General features: G+C 72.1%; 17 protein-coding genes and 3 tRNA genes. 6 read left to right on the forward strand and 14 right to left on the reverse strand.

The features are described 5' to 3' along the window. The first annotated feature begins 42 nt into the window (after nt 1–42). From ACH4K4_RS05195 to ACH4K4_RS05210, 4 genes are all read left to right on the forward strand, one after another. The gene (locus ACH4K4_RS05195; RefSeq protein ID WP_398164930.1) at nt 43–723 is read left to right on the forward strand and encodes a TetR/AcrR family transcriptional regulator; all 681 of its coding nucleotides are present in this window, start codon (nt 43–45) and stop codon (nt 721–723) included. A 193-nt stretch (nt 724–916) separates the two neighbouring features. After that, on the forward strand, nt 917–1,390 hold the full coding sequence (locus ACH4K4_RS05200; protein WP_398164931.1) for a MarR family winged helix-turn-helix transcriptional regulator: 474 nt from the start codon (nt 917–919) through the stop codon (nt 1,388–1,390). Between the two features lie 11 nt (nt 1,391–1,401). Further along, the gene (locus ACH4K4_RS05205; protein ID WP_398164932.1) at nt 1,402–3,969 is read left to right on the forward strand and encodes an MFS transporter; all 2,568 of its coding nucleotides are present in this window, start codon (nt 1,402–1,404) and stop codon (nt 3,967–3,969) included. A gap of 209 nt (nt 3,970–4,178) precedes the next feature. After that, nucleotides 4,179–5,036 carry a YceI family protein gene (locus tag ACH4K4_RS05210; RefSeq protein ID WP_398164933.1) on the forward strand — a complete coding sequence of 286 codons (858 nt, stop codon included), beginning with the start codon at nt 4,179–4,181 and terminating at the stop codon, nt 5,034–5,036. Nucleotides 5,037–5,129: 93 nt separating this feature from the next. On the opposite strand, the gene ACH4K4_RS05215 is transcribed toward ACH4K4_RS05210, so the two are convergent. The 9 genes from ACH4K4_RS05215 to ACH4K4_RS05255 all read right to left on the reverse strand — a co-directional run bounded on the left by ACH4K4_RS05215 (nt 5,130) and on the right by ACH4K4_RS05255 (nt 16,294). Then, the gene (locus ACH4K4_RS05215; protein WP_398164934.1) at nt 5,130–5,366 is read right to left on the reverse strand and encodes a chaplin; all 237 of its coding nucleotides are present in this window, start codon (nt 5,364–5,366) and stop codon (nt 5,130–5,132) included. Nucleotides 5,367–5,522: 156 nt separating this feature from the next. Further along, the gene (locus ACH4K4_RS05220) at nt 5,523–6,311 is read right to left on the reverse strand and encodes a TetR/AcrR family transcriptional regulator (RefSeq protein ID WP_398164935.1); all 789 of its coding nucleotides are present in this window, start codon (nt 6,309–6,311) and stop codon (nt 5,523–5,525) included. A gap of 43 nt (nt 6,312–6,354) precedes the next feature. Further along, nucleotides 6,355–7,926: an MFS transporter gene (locus tag ACH4K4_RS05225; RefSeq protein ID WP_398164936.1), complete on the reverse strand. Its 1,572-nt coding sequence runs from the start codon at nt 7,924–7,926 to the stop codon at nt 6,355–6,357. Nucleotides 7,927–8,050: 124 nt separating this feature from the next. Next, nucleotides 8,051–10,261, reverse strand: a complete 2,211-nt coding sequence (locus ACH4K4_RS05230) for an ArnT family glycosyltransferase (RefSeq protein WP_398164937.1) — start codon at nt 10,259–10,261, stop codon at nt 8,051–8,053. Further along, the gene (locus ACH4K4_RS05235; protein WP_398164938.1) at nt 10,258–11,589 is read right to left on the reverse strand and encodes a glycosyltransferase; all 1,332 of its coding nucleotides are present in this window, start codon (nt 11,587–11,589) and stop codon (nt 10,258–10,260) included. Before ACH4K4_RS05235 ends, ACH4K4_RS05230 begins: the two co-directional genes overlap by 4 nt. A 27-nt stretch (nt 11,590–11,616) precedes the next feature. Beyond that, nucleotides 11,617–13,221 carry a sensor histidine kinase gene (locus tag ACH4K4_RS05240; protein ID WP_398165409.1) on the reverse strand — a complete coding sequence of 535 codons (1,605 nt, stop codon included), beginning with the start codon at nt 13,219–13,221 and terminating at the stop codon, nt 11,617–11,619. A gap of 87 nt (nt 13,222–13,308) precedes the next feature. Next, complete coding sequence (locus ACH4K4_RS05245; protein WP_398164939.1) at nt 13,309–14,064, reverse strand: response regulator transcription factor; 756 nt, start codon at nt 14,062–14,064, stop codon at nt 13,309–13,311. 257 nt (nt 14,065–14,321) lie between these two features. Then, nucleotides 14,322–15,251 (reverse strand): DUF2797 domain-containing protein, encoded by a 930-nt coding sequence (locus ACH4K4_RS05250; protein ID WP_398164940.1) that lies wholly within the window; start codon nt 15,249–15,251, stop codon nt 14,322–14,324. Next, nucleotides 15,248–16,294 carry a GlxA family transcriptional regulator gene (locus ACH4K4_RS05255; RefSeq protein WP_398164941.1) on the reverse strand — a complete coding sequence of 349 codons (1,047 nt, stop codon included), beginning with the start codon at nt 16,292–16,294 and terminating at the stop codon, nt 15,248–15,250. The genes ACH4K4_RS05250 and ACH4K4_RS05255 overlap by 4 nt, the downstream gene beginning before the upstream one ends. Nucleotides 16,295–16,373: 79 nt before the next feature. Between ACH4K4_RS05255 and ACH4K4_RS05260 the strand changes: the two genes are divergently transcribed. After that, nucleotides 16,374–17,153, forward strand: coding sequence for an NAD(P)H-dependent oxidoreductase (locus ACH4K4_RS05260; RefSeq protein ID WP_398164942.1), 780 nt, complete (start codon nt 16,374–16,376; stop codon nt 17,151–17,153). Nucleotides 17,154–17,218: 65 nt separating this feature from the next. Here the strand turns inward: ACH4K4_RS05260 and ACH4K4_RS05265 are convergent. The 5 genes from ACH4K4_RS05265 to ACH4K4_RS05285 form a co-directional block, all read right to left on the reverse strand. Further along, nucleotides 17,219–17,292: transfer RNA gene (locus ACH4K4_RS05265), tRNA-Met, on the reverse strand. After that, nucleotides 17,270–18,163 carry a GAF domain-containing protein gene (locus ACH4K4_RS05270; protein ID WP_398164943.1) on the reverse strand — a complete coding sequence of 298 codons (894 nt, stop codon included), beginning with the start codon at nt 18,161–18,163 and terminating at the stop codon, nt 17,270–17,272. The genes ACH4K4_RS05265 and ACH4K4_RS05270 overlap by 23 nt, the downstream gene beginning before the upstream one ends. Before the next feature lie 234 nt (nt 18,164–18,397). Next, a tRNA-Arg gene (locus tag ACH4K4_RS05275) sits at nt 18,398–18,470 on the reverse strand. A gap of 132 nt (nt 18,471–18,602) precedes the next feature. Beyond that, nucleotides 18,603–19,385: an HD domain-containing protein gene (locus ACH4K4_RS05280; protein ID WP_398164945.1), complete on the reverse strand. Its 783-nt coding sequence runs from the start codon at nt 19,383–19,385 to the stop codon at nt 18,603–18,605. A gap of 174 nt (nt 19,386–19,559) precedes the next feature. Next, nucleotides 19,560–19,650, reverse strand: a tRNA-Ser gene (locus tag ACH4K4_RS05285). A 240-nt stretch (nt 19,651–19,890) separates the two neighbouring features. On the opposite strand from ACH4K4_RS05285, the gene ACH4K4_RS05290 reads away from it, so the two are divergent. Then, nucleotides 19,891–20,466, forward strand: coding sequence for an SSI family serine proteinase inhibitor (locus ACH4K4_RS05290; protein ID WP_398164946.1), 576 nt, complete (start codon nt 19,891–19,893; stop codon nt 20,464–20,466). The last annotated feature ends 89 nt before the right edge of the window (nt 20,467–20,555 follow it).

Below are 20,555 nucleotides of genomic sequence, written 5' to 3' on the forward strand. Positions count from 1 at the left end.
TGAACAGCGTTCACGTGAACGGCGTTCACTATAGTGAGATCCATGAGCTCTCCGTCAAGCCCGGCCCGCGGCCGTCCCGCTCGGCTCGACCGTGCGCGCACCCTGCAAACAGCCCTCGCCCTGCTGAACCAGTCGGGCCTCGACGCGCTGACCATGAGGCGGCTCGCCGACGCGATGGACGTGCGGGCAGGCGCCCTGTACCGCTATTTCGCGACCAAGCAGGACCTGCTCACCGCCATGGCGGAGCGCATGATGGAAGGCGTCGCCGAGTCGGCCGCCGCGATGGCCGACGGCGACTGGAGCGAGCGGCTGGCCGCCCTCGCCCGCGCCCAGCGCACCGCCCTGCTCGCCCACCGGGACGGCGCGCGCGTGTTCGCCGGTACGCACTCGACCGGGGCGAGCACCCTGGGTTTCGCCGATGCGTTCGTGGGCGTACTGCGCGAGGCAGGCTTTTCCGACGGAGACGCGGCCCGCGCGCTTTACACAGTGGCCAACTACACGGTGGGTCACACCCTGGAGGAGCAGGCGGCCCTCCAGCCGGGCGACGGCGCCCCCGAGGGCGCGGGGCTCCTGCGTGGCGCGGTGACGGCAGGGACGTATCCGCACCTCAGCGCGACTCTGCCCACCCTCACCAGCACAGACTTCGCCAGCCTCTTCGAGTTCGGACTCGATCTGCTCGTCGAAGGACTCCGGGGGCGGCACGCGCCGTCGGCCGTGAAGTAGCCGCAGCAGGGGGCGAGACCTCCGAGATGCCCCCTCACCTGCCCCTTTACCCCCACCCCCCGCCCTCTTGACCGTTGATCTTGGCAACCTTTTGGGTTCTTTTACCTTCATGGGCCAGGTAATCGTTTGCCTTCAGCAACCAAGTGGTTCTACGGTTGCTCAAGGCAACAAAAGAAGAAGTGCGGAGGTGCCCATGGCCGCTCAGAGTCAGTACGAGGAGCTGGCCCGGCAGCTCAGCGCCATCGGTGCCGTCAAGCGTGAGATGGGGCGGATCCTGCCGCCCGACTGCCCGCCCGCCTCGGCCGGCGTGCTCACGCTGCTCGACCGGTACGGCGAGATGCGGATGAGCAAGCTGGCGGAACTGCTCGCGATCGACATGTCGGTCACGAGCCGGCACGTGGCCCACGCCGCCGAGCGCGGCTGGATCGAGCGGGAGCCCGACCCGCTGGACAAGCGGTCGCGGCTGCTGCGCCTGACGCCGAGCGGCCGGTCGCTCCTCGCGGAGCTCTCCGAGCGCTACACAGCATCACTCGCCCGGTATCTGGACGACTGGTCCGACAGCGACGTCGGCCGCCTCAACGAGTTGCTCGCCAGGCTCCGTACGAGCTTCGGCGACTGCCGGACCCGGGCGCACCACGAACCCACCACCCGTACACCTGCGGAATGAATAGGAACTACATGGCTACGACCACACCATCCGGTGTGCGGGGCGGCCACGCCAAGCACGGGGGCCACCCGGCTCCCGACGGGGCGCCCATGACGCACCGTCAGATCATGGAGGCGATATCCGGGCTGCTGCTCGGCATGTTCGTCGCCATTCTGTCCTCGACGATCGTCTCCAACGCGCTGCCCGAGATCATTCACGATCTCAAGGGCGGCCAGAGCGCGTACACCTGGGTCGTCACGGCGTCGCTGCTGGCGATGACCGCGACCACCCCGCTGTGGGGCAAGCTCTCCGACCTGTTCAGCAAGAAGCTGCTGGTCCAGGTCGCGTTGGTGATCTATGTGGCGGGCTCGGTGGTGGCCGGTCTGTCGCAGAACTCCGGCATGCTGATCGCGTGCCGCGTCGTGCAGGGCATCGGCGTGGGCGGTCTGTCCGCGCTGGCCCAGATCGTCATGGCCGCGATGATCTCCCCGCGTGAGCGCGGTCGGTACAGCGGCTACATCGGCGCCACCTTCGCGGTCGCCACCGTCGGCGGCCCGCTGCTGGGCGGCGTCATCACCGACACCAGCTGGATGGGCTGGCGCTGGTGCTTCTACGTCGGCGTGCCGTTCGCGGTGATCGCCCTGATCGTCCTCCAGAAGACCCTGAAGCTGCCCGTGGTCAAGCGGGACGTCAAGGTCGACTGGGCGGGTGCGTTCTTCATCAGCGCCGCGGTCTCGCTGCTGCTGGTGTGGGTGACCCTGGCGGGCGACAAGTACGACTGGATCTCCGGCCAGACCTTCGCCATGGTCGGCGGCGCGATCGTGCTCGGCGCGATCTTCGTGTTCGTCGAGTCCAAGGCCAGCGAGCCGATCATCCCGCTGCGGCTGTTCCGCAACAAGACGATCACCCTGGCCTCCCTGGCGTCGCTGTTCGTCGGTATCGCGATGTTCTCCGGCACCGTCTTCTTCAGCCAGTACTTCCAGCTGGCGCGCGGCGAGTCGCCGACGATGTCCGGGATCATGACGATCCCGATGATCGGCGGTCTGTTCATCTCCTCGACCGTCTCCGGTCAGATCATCACCAAGACCGGCAAGTGGAAGGCGTGGCTGGTCTCCGGTGGCGTGCTGGTGACCGCGGGCCTCGGCCTGCTGGGCACCATCCGGTACGACACCGAGTACTGGCACATCGCCATCTTCATGGCGCTGATGGGCCTCGGCATCGGCATGATGATGCAGAACCTGGTGCTCTGCACGCAGAACCAGGTCGCCCCGAAGGACCTCGGCTCCGCCTCCTCCGTCGTGACCTTCTTCCGCTCCCTCGGTGGTGCGGTGGGTGTCTCGGCGCTCGGTGCGGTGCTCGCCAACCGCGTCACGCACTACGTGAAGGACGGCGTGCAGGAGCTCGGCCCGCAGGCCGCGGCGAAGTTCGCGCAGGGCGGCGCCGGCGGCGGTGGCGGCATCCCGGACCTGGACGCCCTCCCGGCCCCGTTCCGGACGATCATGGAGAGCGCCTACGGGCACGGCGTCGCCGACGTCTTCCTGTACGCGGCTCCGTGCGCGCTGCTCGCCTTCCTGCTGACGCTGTTCATCAAGGAGGTCGCGCTGAAGACCCAGGGTGGTCTGGCGCAGTCCGACGAGTCGGCGGCACCCGCCGCCGCCGGTGCGGCCGCCGCCGCGGCCCCGCAGCCGGAGCCCGCCCTCGTGGGCGCCGGTGCCCCGGTGGGCCAGGACGACGACGGCCGGGCGCCCTCCTGGGCGCAGCAGCCGGCGGCGTCGGCCACCACCCAGCCGCTGGCGGCGTACGCCTCGGCGGGCGGCGGCGACGAGGTCCCGGCCGGTCCGGCGATCCACGGTTCGGTCCGCAACGCGGAGGGCCACCCGGTCGCGAACTCCGCGGTCACGCTGATCTCGCTCAGCGGCAGCCAGCTGGGCCGCTCGGTGGTCCAGGCCAACGGCTCGTACGTGCTGAACGCCCCCGGCGCCGGTTCGTACGTGCTGATCGCGGCCGCCGACGGCCACCAGCCGCAGGCGTCCACGGTCGTCGTCGGTGACCAGCCGCTCGGCTACGACATCCTGCTCAGCGGTACCAGCGGCCTCGGCGGCCAGGTGCGCAGCGCGGTCACCGGCCAGCCGGTGGCGGACGCGATGGTCGTGGTCACCGACGTGCGCGGCGAGGTGCTGGCCACCGGCAAGACCGGCGAGGAGGGCCACTTCGCCTTCGACGAGCTGGCCGCCGGGTCCTTCACCGTCGCGGTCAACGCGGCCGACTTCCGGCCGACGGCGCTGCCCGTCGAGGTCGGCGGCCAGGGCACGACCCGCGTCGAGATCGAGCTGCTGGCCGGCGCCCGGGTACAGGGCGTCGTACGGGCCGGTGCCGAGCGGCGTCCGCTGCCGGACGCGCGGGTCACGCTGGTGGACGCGGCGGGCAACGTCGTGGCCACCTCCACCACCGGTGAGGACGGCGCGTACGCCTTCACCGACCTGGACGCGGGCGACTACACGGTCATCGCGAGCGGCTACCCGCCGGTCGCGGGCGGCCTGACGGTCGACGCGCGCGGGGTCGACGGCTTCGACGTCGAGCTCGCCCACCCCGGCGAGTGAGCCGGGCCCGGGGGCCTGCCGTACCGCGGCGGGCCCCCGGGGAGCCCGGTTCACCCGGGAGACAGAACCCCGGCCCGCGGTGCTCTTTTGAGCGGAGAGGCACCGGGGGCCGGCCCCAGGGCTCCGGCGGCGGTACGCGCACAGGCAGGGGACGGCCTGCGTGCCGCCGCCCGGAGCCCGACATGTGAGAGGCAAGAACGGGAGTGGGAATGAGTTCGACGGGCGCGGCAGCGGGAGCGGCCAACGGCGCGGGCGTACGCGCACAGGTCCGTACGCGGGACGGCTGGGCGGTGCAGCACGCGGTGCTGACCGTCACCGACATGACCGGCACCCAGGTGCTGCGCGCGGCGGCCGACCAGGACGGCGTCGTACGGGACGCGCAGCCGCTGGCCCCCGGCCCGTACACGGTGATCGTGACGGCGGTCGGTTACGCGCCGGTGGCGTCCAGCGCGATCGTGACGGCGAGCGGCCGGATGGACGTCGGCACCGTGACGCTGGCGCGGCAGGGCGGGGCCGAACTGCCGCCGCCCGGTCCCTGGACCGTCGACCCGATGCACTCGACGGTCGCGGCGACCGCCCAGCACCTGGGCATCACCAGCGTGCACGGCCGCTTCCTGGACTTCGCGGGCCGCATCGAGATCGCCGAGGACCTGCACAAGTCGTCGGTCGAGGCGGTCATCAAGACGGCGTCGATCGACACCGGCAACGGGATGCGCGACGGGCACCTGCGGTCCGGGGACTTCCTGGACGTCGAGCAGTACCCGGAGATGACCTACCGCAGCACCGGCCTGGAGGCGGCCGGCCCCGACCGCTGGACCGTGCACGGCGACCTGTCGCTGCGCGGCGTGGTCCGCCCGGTGGACCTGGACCTGAGCTACCTCGGCACGGGCCCCGACCCGTGGGGCGGCGTGCGGGCGGCGTTCAACGCCACCGCCGAGCTGCGCCGCGAGGACTTCAAGATGAACTACAACCAGGTCGTCGCCGCCGGTATCGCGGCGATCGGCACGACGCTCAGGGTCGAGCTGGACATCCAGGCCGTACAGGGCGAGAGCCTGCCCGCGGCCTGACCAGGACCGCATGAGTCGCACCGAGTGACGGCGCCCCGCCCCTTGCCTGGCAAGGGGCGGGGCGCCGTCGTACGGGGTCGTGCCCGCAACTGATCAGTCGGTCTTGCACTTGTTGCCCGTGGCGGGGTTCAGCAGCCCGATGACGTCGATCGTGTTGCCACAGATCGGGAGATCGAGGTCGATCGGGACCTGGATGGCGTTGCCGGACAGGATGCCCGGCGAGTTGGCGACCTTGGCACCCGCCCCGGCGTCGGCTACGGCGGTACCGACGCTGCCGAGGACGGCCGCGACGGCCAGGACACCCGCGCTGATGGTGGTACGAACGCGCATGTAGAGCTCCTTACGCTGCGCTGAGCTGAGAAATGATCAGATAAGAGGTACACGCGGCGCGGCGCTCAAAAACCGCGGAAACCGCCGAAGCCCACGTTCGGCGGGACCGCTTCACGCGTCTGGACGCCCAGAGCGTTCATAGCGGCGTGCGAGGTGCTAAGGGACCGGAGGCGCCGCCGCCTCCCGCGCCCGTTCGCGCTCCCGCATCGCCTCGATGCCCGCGATCTGGAGGTCGAGGGCGAAGGCGAAGTCGTCCTCCAGCATCTGCTCGGCGGACACCCCCCGGTCGTACACCGCCTTGACGGAGAGCTCCATCGTCTCGGCGAACTCCGGACGGTCCTGTACGGCGTGCACCACCTGCTGGAAGTACTCGTCCAGGGTGCTGCCCACCGACTGGCACCGGGCCCGGTGCAGGCCCTGGATGGTGGCGAAGCCGTAGACGAACTGGAAGACGGCCGCCAGCGCGCCCGAAGCCGACTCCTTCGACAGGCCGCTGCGCGCCATCACCCGCAGCGTCGCGGTGGAGAAGGCCATCGAGCGCGGACCGAAGTTGAGGTACTCGCCCAGCAGCCGCGGCACCCAGGGGTGGGCGAGCAGCATGGTGCGGTACTCGGTGGCGAGGTGGCGCAGGTGGTCGCGCCAGTCGGCCGCCGCGTCGGACTCGTCGGGCAGGCCGATCTCGCCGGCCACCGCGTCCATGGCCAGTTCCAGCAGGTCGTCCTTGGTGTCGACGTACCAGTAGACGGACATGGCGGTGACGCCCAGCTCCGCGGCGAGGCGCCGCATCGAGAACTTCGCCAGGCCCTCGGCGTCCAGCAGCCGGACCGTGGCCGCGACGATCTTGTCGAGGTCCAGTCCGGCCGGCTGGTCCGCCTTCCGTTTCACCGGGGGGCGCTCGGTCAGCCACACGCTCTTCGGCTGCTTCTCGGCGCGGCTCGCTGTCATCTCGCGCCCTCCCTTTCCTTCGTGCAGTGGTTCGCGGTCGATGCTATTCCGGCCGGGCGCCGGACGGCTCCGGGCGTATGTCACCGGCCGGCTGCCGGTCCGGCTCCGGCTGCGGTCCCGGCCGGTCGCGCTCGGCGCGGCGCAGCAGGAACGCCGCGAGCAGCCCGCCGAGGAAGACGGCGGCGGCGCCCACCAGTTGGCTGGTGCCGATGCCGGAGGCGAACGCGTCGTGCACGGCTGCCCGGTCCGCGTCCGTACGGGCCATGGCCAGCGCCGCGGGCAGCGACCCCGCGCCCAGGGCGACCGCCGGGAGCAGCGCGGCGAAGCGGGAGTTGAGGACCGCGCCGAGGACGGCGACGCCCAGGCCCTGGCCGAACTCCATCAGCGTGCCGTTCACGCCCGCGCCCACGCCCGCCTTCTCCACCGGGATCGACGACATGATCGCGTTGGCCATCGTGGGCATCGCGAACGCCACGCCGACGCCCATCAGCAGCAGTCCGAGCAGCATGCCGCCGTAGCTCTCGCTGCCCAGGGTGGCGATGGCGGCCAGGCCGCCGGCCAGCAGGCTCATACCGGTCACGATCATGCCGGGCGTGCCCAGCTTGGGCAGCAGCTTGACGCCCAGGCCGGTGAAGTTCAGCGCGACGACCATCAGCGCCAGCGGCGCCATCCGCAGCCCGGCCTCCAACGGGCCGTACCCGAGGACCAGTTGCAGGTGCTGGGTGAGCAGGAACATCGACCCGCCCAGGCCGAAGGCCACCAGGATGCCGCCGGACACGGCGCCGATGAAGCGGCTGTTGCGGAAGAAGTGCATGTCCAGCATCGGGTTCGGTATGCGCAGCTCCCACAGCGCGAAGACGGCGAGCCCCACGACGCCGACGGCGGCGGAGCCCAGCACCCGGCCGGAGAGCCAGCCGCTCTCGGGCCCGGAGATGATCGCGAAGACCACGCCCACCATGCCGATCATGGAGAGCAGCGCGCCGAGCAGGTCGGGCCGGTCGCCGCTGGAGCTCTTCGACTCGGGGACGAGGCGCAGGACGGCGGCGAGGCCGATGAAGGCGACCGGGATGTTGATCAGAAACAGCGAGCCCCACCAGAAGTGGGCCAGCAGGGAGCCGCCGATCAGCGGCCCGGCGGCGAAGCCGAGCGAGTTGACCGAGCTCCAGATGCCGATGGCCTTGGGGCGCTCGGTGTCGTCGAATATCTGCATGACGACGGCGAGCGTGGTCGTCATCAGCAGCGCGCCGCCGACGCCCATGGCGGCGCGGGCCGCGATCAGCTGGCCGGGCGACTGGGCGAGGGAGGCGGCGAGCGAGGCGACGCCGAACAGCACCAGGCCGAGGGCGAGCATCTTCTTGCGGCCGTAGCGGTCGGCGGCGTTGCCCGCGGTGAGCAGCAGGCCGGACTGCACCAGGGAGTACGCGTTGAGCATCCACTGGACGTCGGCGGTGGTCGCGCCCATCTCCGAAGTCAGCGAGGGGACGGCGACGTTCAGGACGGTGTTGTCGAGCAGGACGGTCAGCTGCGCGAGGCAGATGACGGCGAGGATGAGCCAGCGGGTGGGATTGCGGGGCGGACTCAGGGGCGAGGTGGCGCTGGAGGCCACGGCGGGCATACGTGCTCCCTGTACGGAGGGGGGTGAGCGGATGCTTTACACCGTACAGGGAGCGCTATACGCCGTACAGCCAATTACCGGTCGGGGCCGGAGGGGACCGCAGGGCGCCGGGAGGACCGCTAGCTCACTTGACGGGCCGGGAAAGGTCGTAGGCCGTCGCGCCCCCGAGGTCCACCTTCTTGAAGTTCTTCTCGACCCAACTCGTGATGTCGGCCGAGTTCGCCCCGTTGGGGACGTTCTCGCGGAAGAACCCGCCGCCCAGGCCGCCGCCGATGAAATAGTGGATCTTCCCCTGGCGCACGTACTCCTTGAACTGTTCCAGCGTCGGCGACGGGTCGCTGCCGTTGAAACCGCCGATGGGCATGACCGGCAGCCGGGTGGCCAACTGGTAACTGGCGGCGTTCTGGGCGCCGATGGTCGCGGCGGCCCAGGTGTAGTCGGCCGCGTTCTTGCGCAGGGCGGCCTTGGCCTCGGCGCTGACGCGCTGGCCTGCGAGGAGGCCGCTCAGGGCGATGCGGGGCTTGCCGCGTTCGCCGGCGCCGGGCGTTCCGGGGGCGCCGGGGCGCGGGTTCTGGTTGGCGCCCGGCGGCTGGCCCTTGCCCTGTCCCTGGCCTTGGCCTTGGCCTTGGCCCTGGCCTGGGCCTTGGCCCGGACCCTGGCCCTGCCCCTGGCCTTGGCCTTGGCCTTGGCCGCCGCCCCGGGGCGGCGGGCCGGCGGTCCGCTTGCCGCCGGGCCCGATCATGATCAGGCCGCCGTTGCCCGCGCCCTTGACCTCCGGCCCCGCGGTGACGATCGACCCGCTGTGCGGGGTGTTCACCGTGTTGGCGGCGTACGCGACCGGCCCGCCCACCGCCGCGGCCACACCCAGCCCGGCCGCGACCACGGCCAGGCGGCGCCCCAGCCGTACGGACAGCAGCAGACCCAGCGCCGCCACCGCGCCGACGGCCACCACCGACCAGCGCAGCCACGGCAGCCACTGCGGCGACCGGTCCAGCAGGACGTACGCCCAGACCGCCGTCGCCGCGACCGTGGCCGCCAGCACCAGCACGGCGGCCTTCCGCGCCCGCCGCTGCCAGAGCAGCGTTCCGCCCATCGCGACCAGCGCCGCGATGTACGGCGCCAGGGCGACGTTGTAGTACTGGTGGTAGATCCCGGACATGAAGCTGAAGGTGGCGAACGTCATCAGCAGCGCGCCGCCCCACACCAGGAGCGCCGCGCGCGCCGCATCGGTCCGCTTGGCGCGCCACAGCACCACCAGCCCCGCGACGAACAGGATCAAGGCGGCGGGCAGCAGCCAGGAGATCTGGCCGCCCATGTCGGAGGTGAAGAGCCGGTCGATACCGGTGTCGCCCCAGCCGCCGCCGCCCCCGTTCCCACCGCGACGGCCCCCGCCGCCGACGCTGCCGGCCTCGTCGCCGTTGAGGCGGCCGAGACCGTTGTAGCCGAAGGTCAGCTCCAGGAAGCTGTTCTTCTGCGAGCCGCCGATGTACGGGCGCGAGCCGGCCGGCCACAGCTCCACGATCGCGACCCACCAGCCACAGGACACGACCATCGCCAGCCCCGCGAGGAGCAGTTGCCCGATCCGGCGACGCAGGGCGGTGGGCGCGCACACCGCGTACACCAGCGCCAGCGGCGGCAGGATCAGCCACGCCTGGAGCGTCTTGGTCAGGAAGCCGAGGCCGAAGCAGACACCCGCCAGCAGCAGCCACTTGGTGCGGGCGTCCTCCAGCGCGCGCAGTACGTAGTAGATGGCGCCGACCATCAGCAGGCACAGCAGCGCGTCGGGGTTGTTGAAGCGGAACATCAGGGCGGCGACGGGCGTCAGCGCGAACAGCGCGCCCGCGAGCAGCCCGGCCCCCGCGCCGAAGCGGCGCCGTACGGCCGCGTACAGCACACCGACCGCCGCGACGCCCATCAGCGCCTCCGGCACCAGGATCGCCCACGCGTTGAGACCGAACAGCCGGACCGACAGCGCCATCGGCCAGAGGGCCGCGGGGGGCTTGTCCACGGTGATGGAGTTGGCGGCGTCGAGCGAACCGAAGAACAGCGCCTTCCAGCTCGCGGAGCCGGCCTGCGCCGCGGCCGAGTAGAACTGGTTCGCGTAGCCGGAGGCGCCCAGGTCCCAGAGATAGATCGCGGCGGTGGCCACGAGCAGCGCGATGAGCGCGGGGCGCGCCCAGCGGGGATCGGATGGTGCCGCTTGGGCTTCCGGGGTGGTTGGTGCCTCCGGTGCCTCCGGTGTCTCCGGTGGCTCGTGCGAGTCGGGTGAACCGGGTGCGGGTGCCTGGCCGGCGGCCGCCGCCGGGTGCGTTGCGCGGGGGTGGTGCGGGGTCATCGAGCGCTCCTGCGGGTGTCGTTCAAGGCGGCGGTGGCGCGGGGCCGGGAGGCGGTGGCGGGGCGGGACGCGGTGGCCGGCTCGCGTTCGGTGAAGACCCAGGACCGGAAGAGCAGGAACCGCAGCAGAGTGGCCGCGAGGTTCGCGGCGACCAGCACCGCCATCTCGGTACCGTGCGCCGGGTCGCCGGTCGCGGCGTCCAGGGCGGCCAGCGAACCACTGGTCAGGGCGAGGCCGATGCCGAACACGACGAGGCCCTGCGCCTGGTGGCGGACCACGCGGTCGCGGCCCCGTACGCCGAAGGTCAGGCGCCGGTTCGCCGCCGTGTTGCCGATCGCGGACAGCAGCAGCGCGGCGGCGTTGGCGGTCTGCGGTCCGACACCGAGCCGGAAGAGCGAGTAGAGACCGAGGTAGAGGAGCGTGCTCAGGGCGCCGACCACGCAGAAGCCCATGATCTGGCGGGCCAGGCCGCGCGGTACGCCGCTCAGTTCGCGGTCGCGCGGGTCGTCGCCGAAGGGTCGCGCGAGCCGGTCCAGGGGCAGCGCGCCGGTCGCCAGCGCGCGCCCCACCCGCCAGACGCCCTTGAGGTCCTCGGTGGCCGTGCGCACGATGTGCACGGTGCTGTCCGGATCGTCCACCCAGTCCACCGGCACCTCGTGGATGCGCAGCCCGGCTCGCTCCGCGAGCACCAGCATCTCGGTGTCGAAGAACCACCCGCTGTCCTCGACCATCGGCAGCAGCCGCTCGGCGACATCGCCCCGTACGGCCTTGAAGCCGCACTGCGCGTCGGAGAAGCGGGCGGCCAGCGAACCGCGCAGGATGAGGTTGTACGTACGGGAGATGAACTCGCGCTTCGGCCCGCGCACCACCCGCGAACTGCGCGCCAGCCGGGAGCCGATCGCCAGGTCGGAGTGGCCCGAGATGAGCGGGGCGACAAGCGGCAGCAGCGCGTTCAGATCGGTGGACAGGTCGACGTCCATGTAGGCGAGCACCGGGGCGTCGGACAGGGACCAGACGGTGCGCAGGGCCCGGCCGCGGCCCTTCTCCTCCAGGCGCACGGCCGCCACTTCGCGGATCGCGTCGTCCAGCTTGGCGGAGATCTCGGGCGTGCGGTCGGTGCTCGCGTTGTCCGCGATGGTGATCCGGAAGCCGTAGGGGAAGGTGCGGGAGAGGTGGTCGTGGAGCCGCCGTACGCACGGCTCCAGGTCGGACTCCTCGTTGTAGACGGGGATCACGACATCGAGCACCGTCGCGATCTGCCCGAGGCGCAGATGCTCGCGGGGCGGCAGGAAGCCCAGGGGGGTGCGGGCCGGGTGAGTCGTCGTCATGGAACCGAACACTCCCGAGGCGGGCTGTCACCCTTGTGTGGTGCTCCTGTGACCCGGCTGTGAATGGGTGTGCTCCAGGGGCGTATGGGGTGACTGAGGGGCGCTTGTGACACCGCGCGCCGGGCTCTTCCCCGAATCGCCACACGCCGGGCTCTTCGCCGCCGCGCCGCGCGCCGGCCCCTCCGCCGGCAGCCGGACGCTGAAGACCGTACGCCCGGGGACGCTCTCCACCCCGGCCGTACCGCCGTGCGCCGCGACCACGGCGTGCACGATCGCCAGCCCGAGCCCCGTACTGCCGCCGCGGGAGCCGGCACGGCTCCCGGACCCGCCGGTACGGGAACGGGAGGCGTCGCCGCGGGCGAAGCGCTCGAAGACGTGCGGCAGCAGCGCCGGCGGTACGCCCGGCCCGTCGTCCTGCACCTCCAGCCGGACGAACGGACCCGACCCGGCCATCGGCGCCTCGCGGCACAGCCGGGCGACGACCGTCGTGCCCTCCGGGGTGTGCGTACGGGCATTGGCGAGCAGGTTGACCAGCACTTGGCGCAGCCGGTCCCCGTCGGCCCGAACCGGAGCCGGGTCGTCCGGCAGCTCCAGGCGCCACGTGTGGCGGGGCCCCGCGGCACGCGCGTCGCTGACGGCGTCCACGAGCAGCGGCGCGAGGTCGGTGCTCTCGTACGAGAGCGGGCGCCCGGCATCCAGCCGGGCGAGCAGCAGCAGGTCCTCCACCAGCCCGGTCATCCGCACCGCCTCGGACTCGATGCGCCCCAGGGCGTGCCGGGTGGCGGGGCCCGGCTGCTCCCGGCCGCGCCGGGTCAGCTCGGCGTAGCCCCGGATCGACGCCAGCGGCGTGCGCAGTTCGTGGCTCGCGTCCGCGACGAACCTGCGGACCCGCGTCTCGCTCTCCTGCCGGGCCGCGAGCGCCGACCCCACATGGCCCAGCATGCGGTTGAGCGCCGCGCCGACCTGGCCGACCTCCGTACGCGGGTCGGCCTCCGCGGCCGGTACCCGCTCGTGCAGGGCCACCTCGCCGCGGTGCAGCGGCAGCTCCGAGACCCGGGTGGCGGTGGCGGCGACGCGGCGCAGCGGCCACAGCGCGAGGCGGACCGAGGCGGCGCCCGCTATGCCGGCGGCCACCAGGCCCGCCGCGGTGACGCAGACCTCCACCACGACCAGCCGGGCGACGACCTTCTGCACCTCGTCGGACGGCAGCCCGACCAGGGCCGAGCCGTCCGGCGCCGACGCGACGCGGTAGTCGCCGCGGCCGGGCAGCGTGACAGTGTGCGGGCGGCCGTCGCGCGGCACTTCGGCCAGCGCCCTGACCTGCTCGTCGGTCAGCGAGACCAGGTTCTGGACCGGCAGCGGGTTGCGCGCGTCGACGCTCCGCGCGGCGGCGGTGATCCGGCCGTCGGAGGAGAGCCGGGCGCCGACCGTGCCGATGGGCTGCCCGGGCGCCGCGACGAAGCCGAGGTCCTGGAAGTCCAGGAAGTCGTCCCGCCGGCCGCCGGCGTGTTCGGCGGACTCGCGCACCTTGTCGTCCAGTTGGCCCTGGAGGTAGGAGTGCAGCGCGATGGTGGTGACCGTGCCGATCACCGCGCAGACGACCGCGATCAGCACGACGGCCGAGACGACCAGCCGCGTACGCAGCGTCCAGCGACGCCGGGCCCGGGCTCCCCTCCCGCCCGCGCGCCCGGCCCCGCCCCGCGCGGCCTTCGCCACCCGCTACGCCCCCGGCTTGATCAGATATCCCGCGCCGCGGCGTGTGTGGATCATCGGGCTGCGCCCCGCGTCGATCTTCCGCCGCAGGTAGGAGATGTACAGCTCCACGACGTTGGCCTGGCCGCCGAAGTCGTAGCTCCACACCCGGTCCAGGATCTGCGACTTGCTCAGCACCCGCCGCGGGTTGCGCATCAGATACCGCAGCAGCTCGAACTCGGTGGCCGTCAGATGGATCTCCTGGCCGCCCCGCCACACGTCGTGGCTCTCCTCGTCGAGCAGCAGATCTCCCACCGCCAGCAGCGACTCGCTGCGCACCGCGGCGGCACCCGCCCTGCGCAGCAGCCCGCGCAGCCGCGCCACCACCTCCTCCAGGCTGAAGGGCTTGGTCACGTAGTCGTCACCACCCGCCGTCAGCCCGGCGATCCGGTCCTCCACCGCGTCCTTGGCGGTCAGGAACAGCACCGGCACCTCGGGCAGTTCGTGGCGCAGCCGCCCCAGGACGGTCAGCCCGTCCATGTCCGGCAGCATCACGTCGAGCAGCACCGCGTCCGGCCGCCATTCACGCGCGGCCCGCAGCGCGGTCGTACCGTCGCCCTCGGCGCGGATGTCCCAGCCTTCGTAACGCAGCGCCAAGGACAGCAGTTCGGCGAGCGACGCCTCGTCGTCGACGACCAGCACCCGTACCGGGCTCCCGTCGGGACGCAGCAGCTCGGCAGGCTTCTTGGCGGCTGATGCTGATGTGGACGCTGTCACGGTCATGCTGTCGAGGCTGACCACCCCCTCTGAGAGCCGTCTTGCGCGTATCTGTGAATCTCCTGAGAAACACCCGTCACCGCAGCACGAATGCGGTGGAACCGGACTGGGCCGCCCCCCGCGCGGTCCAGCCGGTCACCACGGGAAACAGCATGGCACCCACCACTGACAATCGCCTTGACCTGCGGGGATAGCCACAAGAGAGGCGCGGAGGGCCGGGCCTCGCCGACCTCAGTCCCCGTCAGGCCCCCGCAACCCGCTCGTCAAAACAAACTCCCCTGCGTCCCATCCCCATCCTTCACATCACCCTTCCCACTCCGCACAGTCGCCGTAGTAACCCCACCCACCGCACCTCGCAACACCCACCCCGCCAACAACCGCGCATCCACCACAAAAACCCCGCCCTCTCCCCCAGCGCCGCGCACATACAGGTCCGACCCCGCCCCCGCCACCACGTCCCCCACGATCTCCTCCCCGGCGGCCAGCCCCGCGACCTCCCCGGCCCCCGCCGGAATCCGCGCCAGCCCGAACACCTCCGAGTGGTCCGTCCACGCGAACGCGGCCGGTTCCAGCGCCTCCGGCCACCCCTCCAGCCCGAGCGCCGCCTCGTGCAATCCGGCCAGCGCCGCCACTCGTTCGGGCACCGGCGGCAGCGCGGCCCGCGCCGCCCGCTTGTCCGCCTTGCCGTACCGGTCCCGTACCTCCAGCGCGCTCCCCAGCAGCGCCTCCGCCCGGCGCGCCGCCATCAGCGGCCCGCGCCCCAGCCACGCGTACGTGACGGCGCCCTGCTCCACCAGGCGCGCGCCCCCGCGCTCGGCCGCCGTGATGCCCACCTTCAGCATCCCCGGCCCGAAATACGCCAGGTAGACCCCGTACGGACGCGGGTCGTCGGCCATCGTGTCCGCCGCCACCGACCGCGAACGGTCCAGCCGCGCGCACTCCGCGCACTGGTCCCGGGCGCTCCCGCCGTCGAGCACCGCCGCGTACGGGCACACGGCCCACCGCGCTCCCCGCCGCACCCCGAGGCACCGCCGCTCGCCCGTCACCGCGAACGCCAGCGCCTTGCCCTCAGGGAGCGCGCTGCGCCGCTGTGCGCCGCGCTCCGGGCAGTACCACCCGAGCCCCTGCTCGTGGCCCTCCCAGCGCGGCCCCGTGCACCACCAGGCCGCGGCGCCCGCCCCGAACCCGCTCACCGGCCGGCCCCCGCCCCCGCCATGCCGGCGTGGCTGCCGGCTCCCCTGAAGGTGCTGCGATACGTACTCGGCGACACCCCGACCGCGGCTTGGAGGTGCTGCCGCAGCGAGGCCGCCGTGCCGAATCCGGCGTCCGCCGCCACCCGGTCCACCGGCAGCTCCGTCTCCTCCAGCAACTGACGGGCCCGCTCCACACGTTGGCGGGTCAGCCACTGCAACGGCGACACGCCGACCTCCTCCCGGAACCGCCGGGTGAAGGTGCGCACGCTCATCGACTCGCACGCGGCCAGCTCCCGCAGCGTCACCGGCCGGTCCAGGTGCTCCAGCGCCCAGGCGCGGGCCGCGGCCGTCGAGGAGAGCCGCGGCTCGGGCACCGGCCGCTGGATGAACTGGGCCTGCCCGCCCTCCCGGTGCGGCGGTACGACCGTACGCCGCGCCACCTCGTTGGCCACCGCCGCGCCGTGATCACACCTGATCATGTGCAGGCACAGATCGATCCCCGAGGCGACACCCGCGGCCGTGAGGACCCGCCCCTCATCCGTATACAGAACATCGGCGTCCAGCTCCACCGCCGGAAACAAACGCCGGAACTGCTCCGCCGACCGCCAGTGCGTCGTCGCCCGCCGCCCCTCCAGCAGCCCGGCCGCCGCCAGCACGAAGGACCCCGTACAGATCGACGCGACACGGGTGCCGGGCCGGATGGCCGCCATCGCCCGCGCCATCTCCTCGCTCAGGCACCCGTCGCCGTCCCCGTAGTCCTGCTGCGAGGCCGGCACCACGACGGTGTCCGCCTCCGCCAGGGCTTGCGGCCCGTACCGCACGTTGACCGTGAAATCCGCGTCGGTGCGCAACTCCCCCGGCTCCGGCGCACACGTCAGCACCTCGTACAACCGCTCCCCGCCGGCCGTCTCGGCCTGCCCGAAGACCCGGTGCACGATCCCCAGCTCCATCGGCAGCAACCCGTGCCGCACCAGTACGGCGACCCGGTGCCGCCCGTCCTCCGCGAAAACGCCCATGGCCCGATCCTCACACATGCTGGCCATCCGGCCACTCGTCCGAACCCCTGTCCCCACCACAAGATCGATACACACAAGCCCCCTTTCCCCTCCCCGGAGGTACGCCATGAAGGTCCTGTGGGTCGCCGCCCACCCCGAGCAGCGCTCCCTGAACGGAGCCCTCAAGGACGAAGGCATACGCACGCTGCGCGCCCACGGCCACGAGGTCCAGCTCTCCGACCTCTACGCCATGAAGTGGAACCCGGTCGTCGACGCCGACGACTTCGACCACACCCCGGAAGAACGCCTGCACGTCGGCCACGCCGCCGAACGCGCGTACACCGGCGGCCGCTTGAGCCCGGACATCCGCGCCGAACAGGACAAGATCACCTGGGCCGACACCCTCGTCGTGCAGTTCCCCCTCTGGTGGTACGGCATGCCCGCCATCCTCAAGGGCTGGTTCGACCGCATCTTCGTCAAGGGCTTCGCGTACGGCATCGACGACCCCGCCACCGGCCAGACCCTGCGCTACGGCGACGGCCCGCTGACCGGCAAGCGCGCCATGACCGTCGTCACCGCCGGCGCCCGCCCCTCCTCCATCGGCCCCCGGGGCGTCAACGGCGACCTCGACGACCTGCTCTTCCCCCTCCACCACGGCACCTACTGGTACACGGGCATGAGCGCCCTCCCGCCCTTCTTCGTCCCCTCGGCGGACCGCATGACCCCCGAAGGCTTCGAGACCACCGCCGACGCCCTCCGAACCCGCCTCCTGGCCATCCCGACGACCCCGCCCCTGCCCTTCCGCCGCCAGAACTCCCCCGACTACGACCCGGACACCCTCACCCTCCGCCCGGACCTCGCCCCGCACACCACCGGCCTGGCCGCCCACTACACGGACGCCCCATAAGAACCTGCCGCGGCGCACAAAAAAGACCGGTCCGGCACTTTCCAGTGCCGGACCGGTCTTCGCAGTAGCGGGGACAGGATTTGAACCTGCGACCTCTGGGTTATGAGCCCAGCGAGCTACCGAGCTGCTCCACCCCGCGTCGGTGAACCCGACTCTACGCCACACCCACCCCCAGAGGGAAATCGTTTAACCCCGCTCCCCTCGCTCAGGACGGGGAGGAAGCCCTGCCGGTGTCCGGGGGCGGGGGGGGGCAGGGTGGTGGTGCCGTCGACGATGTCGCGGGCGAGGTCGACCAGGCGCAGGTGGTGGTGGCGGGCGTGGGCGCGCATGTGGTGGAAGGCGGTGTCGGGGTCGCTTTCGTGGCGGGCGGCCAGGAAGCCTTTGGCCTGTTCGATGATGGTGCGGGTGTCCAGGGCTTTTTCGAGCTGGGCGCGGACGGTGCGGTGCTGGTCGAGGGTGGTCTGCTGGAGCAGGGAGATGGCGGTGGCGTCCGCCAGGGCCCGGGCCAGGTGCCGGTCGGCTTCCAGCAGGCAACCGGGGATGCGGCGGAAGAGGTTGAGCACGCCGATGGTGTCGCCGCGCAGCCGGATCGGGGTGGCGTGCACGGAGGTGTAGCCGGCGCTGTGGGCGCGGGTGCTGAAGCGCGGCCAGCGCGGTGACGGTGCCGCGTTGAGGGTGTGGTCGACGGGGACGGCTTGGTCGAAGGCGGTGCAGCAGGGGCCTTCGCTGGCGTCGAGTTCGAAGAGTTCGACCACGCGGACGCGCTCGGAGGAGGCCGCGACCAGGCGCAGCGGCCCGCCGGGCAGGGCGAGCATCACGCCGGCGTCGCCGATGTCGAGCAGATCCATGCAGTGTTCGGCGACGCGGTAGAGGAACTCCGCAGGATCGAAGTCGTCGACCAGGGTGTCGGCCAGGTCGATCAGCGCGGCGGTGATCCGCGCCTCACGCGGCAGCCGGGGCGGCCCGTTCGACGAGGGCACATCCGGCGAGGGAAAAGACGAGCTGGGCATGGCGGCCTCCGGTCGGGACGACGCCAGCAACCGGGGCCGGAAGCACGCTACGGGGTCCGGGTGGAATACCAGCCGAACCACGGACTGGCCTACTGACAGGCTACTCCGCAGGCACCTTCGCGACCCAGGTATTCGCCATGGTGCAGCCTCTCCGGAGGCGTCACCGTCAACGACAGCCGCCACCCCTACGGCAAGAGGCCCTGTCGATTACTCGACAGGGCCTCTTGCCTGCTGTGCGCTCGGCAGGATTCGAACCTGCAACCTTCTGATCCGTAGTCAGATGCTCTATCCGTTAAGCTACGAGCGCTTGGCTTTCCGGCGGTTTTTCTTGCCGGTCGGCGTTGCAGAAAGAACATTACACGAACCGCGCCGTGAGGTGAAATCCGATTGGCCCACCCCCTCTGACCTGCGGAAACGCCCTGATGGTGGCGAGTGGGGGCTACTCGGGCCAGGCGGCGTCCTCGATGATCCGGACGAAATCCGGACGGGTGTAGTCCGGATCGAAGCGGGCCAGGACGTCGGCCTTGACGTTGCCGAAGGTGGTCTCCGGGCGGTGGGCGATGCCCTGGTGGAAGGCGCGGAGGATGCGGCGCTTGAAGTCGGGGCGGGGGTGGGCGGCGAGGATCTCGTCGCGGGCCTCGGGCGGGAGGGTGTCGTAGCCGATGCCGAGGACGTCGAGTTCGACACCGGCCGTGACGAGGGCGACCTCGGGGGCCATGTGGTGCGGGATCTCCGGAGTGGTGTGCAGGGCGACGGCTTCCCAGGCGAGGCGGGCGCGGTCGGCGGGGACGCCGTGGGCGGTCAGGAAGCGGCGGGCCTCGTCGGCGCCGTCCAGTTCGAAGCGCTGCCGGGAGGAGCGGAACCGGTCGGTCAGTCCGAGGTCGTGGAAGAGGGCGCCGACATAGAGGAGCTCCGCGTCGAAGGGCAGGTCCCGTTCGCGGCCGTGCCGGGCGCCGAAGAGGTAGACGCGGCGGGAGTGGTGGTAGATCAGCTCGTCGGTGGTGTCCCGGATCAGCTCGGTGGCCTCCTTGGCCAGCCCGCTGTCGGGGATGGGGATGCCGGCGATGTGGGTGTGGGTGGTGTGGGAGGTGTGGGTGGCGCGGCGGGTGGCAGTCGGGAGCCCCTCCCGGCCCGGCCCCCGGCTCCGGCCGTCCTGGTTCCGGCTGCCCTGGCTCTGGTCCCGGCTCCGGCCGTCCTGGTCCTTGTCCCGGTTGGGTGTCATGGGAGCAGGGTGGCGCGGTTACGGCGTGTGCGCCCGGGGGGTTCCGGCCAGTGTCGTACGGGGCGGTGCGGCGGCGGTGTGCCGCGTGCCGGTGCCGAGGTGTTCGCGTTCCGTACGGACGCGGAAACGCGTTCGGGCCCCGGTCGTGGTGACCGGGGCCCGAACTCGACACAGCGGAGGCGGAGGGATTTGAACCCTCGATGGGCTTTAAAACCCAAACCGCATTAGCAGTGCGGCGCCATAGACCGGACTAGGCGACGCCTCCACACACCCCGACCGCGCGCAAGCGCGATGTGGCGTGACCAGATGATGGCACAGCTCGGCGGGCTGTCACCAATCGGCCCCCACGGTACTCGGGGCACCGGCCGCCCGGCAAAGGTCTTTCGGCCGCGATTCGGAGGCGGCGGGGAGGCGGGCGAGGCGTACGGCGGTCGCGCACGGGAGTGGGTAATCGAACGGGGTTCGGACATCGGGCCGGGCGGGCGGCGGCGCGCAACGTCGGCCCGTGCGGCGCGTTAGACGCTGCGGGGACGGGACGGGTCCCGGCGGGAACGCCCCCGTACCGGCCCCGGCCCTGTCCCCGTACGACCTGGAGTCCGCGATGCCGATCCGCCGGCTGTCCCGCCTCGCCACGGCTGCCACCACCGCCACCGCCGCCCTCGCCCTGGCGGCCCCGGCCGCCACTTCCGCTCCCGCCGACATCCTGGTCGGCGTCCCGTCCGCGGCGGCGCCCCGCCCGCTGCCGCGCCCCGCCGACCACCTGACGATCACCGTCGCCGACTCCGGCAAGGCGGCCATGGACGGCCGGCGCGAGCTGTACTGCCACCCGGCGCGCGGCACCCACACCGACGCGCGCGGCGCCTGCGACAAGCTGGACAGCCTGACCCGGTGGGGCAGGGACGCGTTCGCGGGCGTGCCGAAGGACAGCAAGTGCACGATGCAGTACGGCGGGCCCGCCACCGCGCGGATCACCGGAACCTGGGCGGGGCGCCCGGTCAACGCCCAGTTCAAGCGCACCAACGGCTGTGAGATCGGACGCTGGGACCGGTTCGTGCCGGTGCTGCCCCCGGCCGGTTCGTGACGCGGAAGCGGGCCAGTTCAGGACGCGGGGCACATGTCGGGCGTGCGGCGAGTCGCACAATCCCGTGGCATTACCTCCTCGTGATCCGT

It is taken from the genome of Streptomyces sp. NPDC017529 (assembly GCF_044329785.1).
Lineage (GTDB): Bacteria > Actinomycetota > Actinomycetes > Streptomycetales > Streptomycetaceae > Streptomyces.

Excerpts from the sequence above, each read along its gene's own strand:
- ACH4K4_RS05195 (WP_398164930.1), top strand. The coding sequence starts at position 43 with ATGAGCTCTCCGTCAAGCCCGGCCCGCGGCCGTCCCGCTCGGCTCGAC.
- ACH4K4_RS05200 (WP_398164931.1), top strand. The coding sequence starts at position 917 with ATGGCCGCTCAGAGTCAGTACGAGGAGCTGGCCCGGCAGCTCAGCGCC.
- ACH4K4_RS05205 (WP_398164932.1), top strand. The coding sequence starts at position 1,402 with ATGGCTACGACCACACCATCCGGTGTGCGGGGCGGCCACGCCAAGCAC.
- ACH4K4_RS05210 (WP_398164933.1), top strand. The coding sequence starts at position 4,179 with ATGAGTTCGACGGGCGCGGCAGCGGGAGCGGCCAACGGCGCGGGCGTA.
- ACH4K4_RS05215 (WP_398164934.1), bottom strand. The coding sequence starts at position 5,366 with ATGCGCGTTCGTACCACCATCAGCGCGGGTGTCCTGGCCGTCGCGGCC.
- ACH4K4_RS05220 (WP_398164935.1), bottom strand. The coding sequence starts at position 6,311 with ATGACAGCGAGCCGCGCCGAGAAGCAGCCGAAGAGCGTGTGGCTGACC.
- ACH4K4_RS05225 (WP_398164936.1), bottom strand. The coding sequence starts at position 7,926 with ATGCCCGCCGTGGCCTCCAGCGCCACCTCGCCCCTGAGTCCGCCCCGC.
- ACH4K4_RS05230 (WP_398164937.1), bottom strand. The coding sequence starts at position 10,261 with ATGACCCCGCACCACCCCCGCGCAACGCACCCGGCGGCGGCCGCCGGC.
- ACH4K4_RS05235 (WP_398164938.1), bottom strand. The coding sequence starts at position 11,589 with ATGACGACGACTCACCCGGCCCGCACCCCCCTGGGCTTCCTGCCGCCC.
- ACH4K4_RS05245 (WP_398164939.1), bottom strand. The coding sequence starts at position 14,064 with ATGACCGTGACAGCGTCCACATCAGCATCAGCCGCCAAGAAGCCTGCC.
- ACH4K4_RS05255 (WP_398164941.1), bottom strand. The coding sequence starts at position 16,294 with ATGGCCAGCATGTGTGAGGATCGGGCCATGGGCGTTTTCGCGGAGGAC.
- ACH4K4_RS05260 (WP_398164942.1), top strand. The coding sequence starts at position 16,374 with ATGAAGGTCCTGTGGGTCGCCGCCCACCCCGAGCAGCGCTCCCTGAAC.
- ACH4K4_RS05270 (WP_398164943.1), bottom strand. The coding sequence starts at position 18,163 with ATGCCCAGCTCGTCTTTTCCCTCGCCGGATGTGCCCTCGTCGAACGGG.
- ACH4K4_RS05280 (WP_398164945.1), bottom strand. The coding sequence starts at position 19,385 with ATGACACCCAACCGGGACAAGGACCAGGACGGCCGGAGCCGGGACCAG.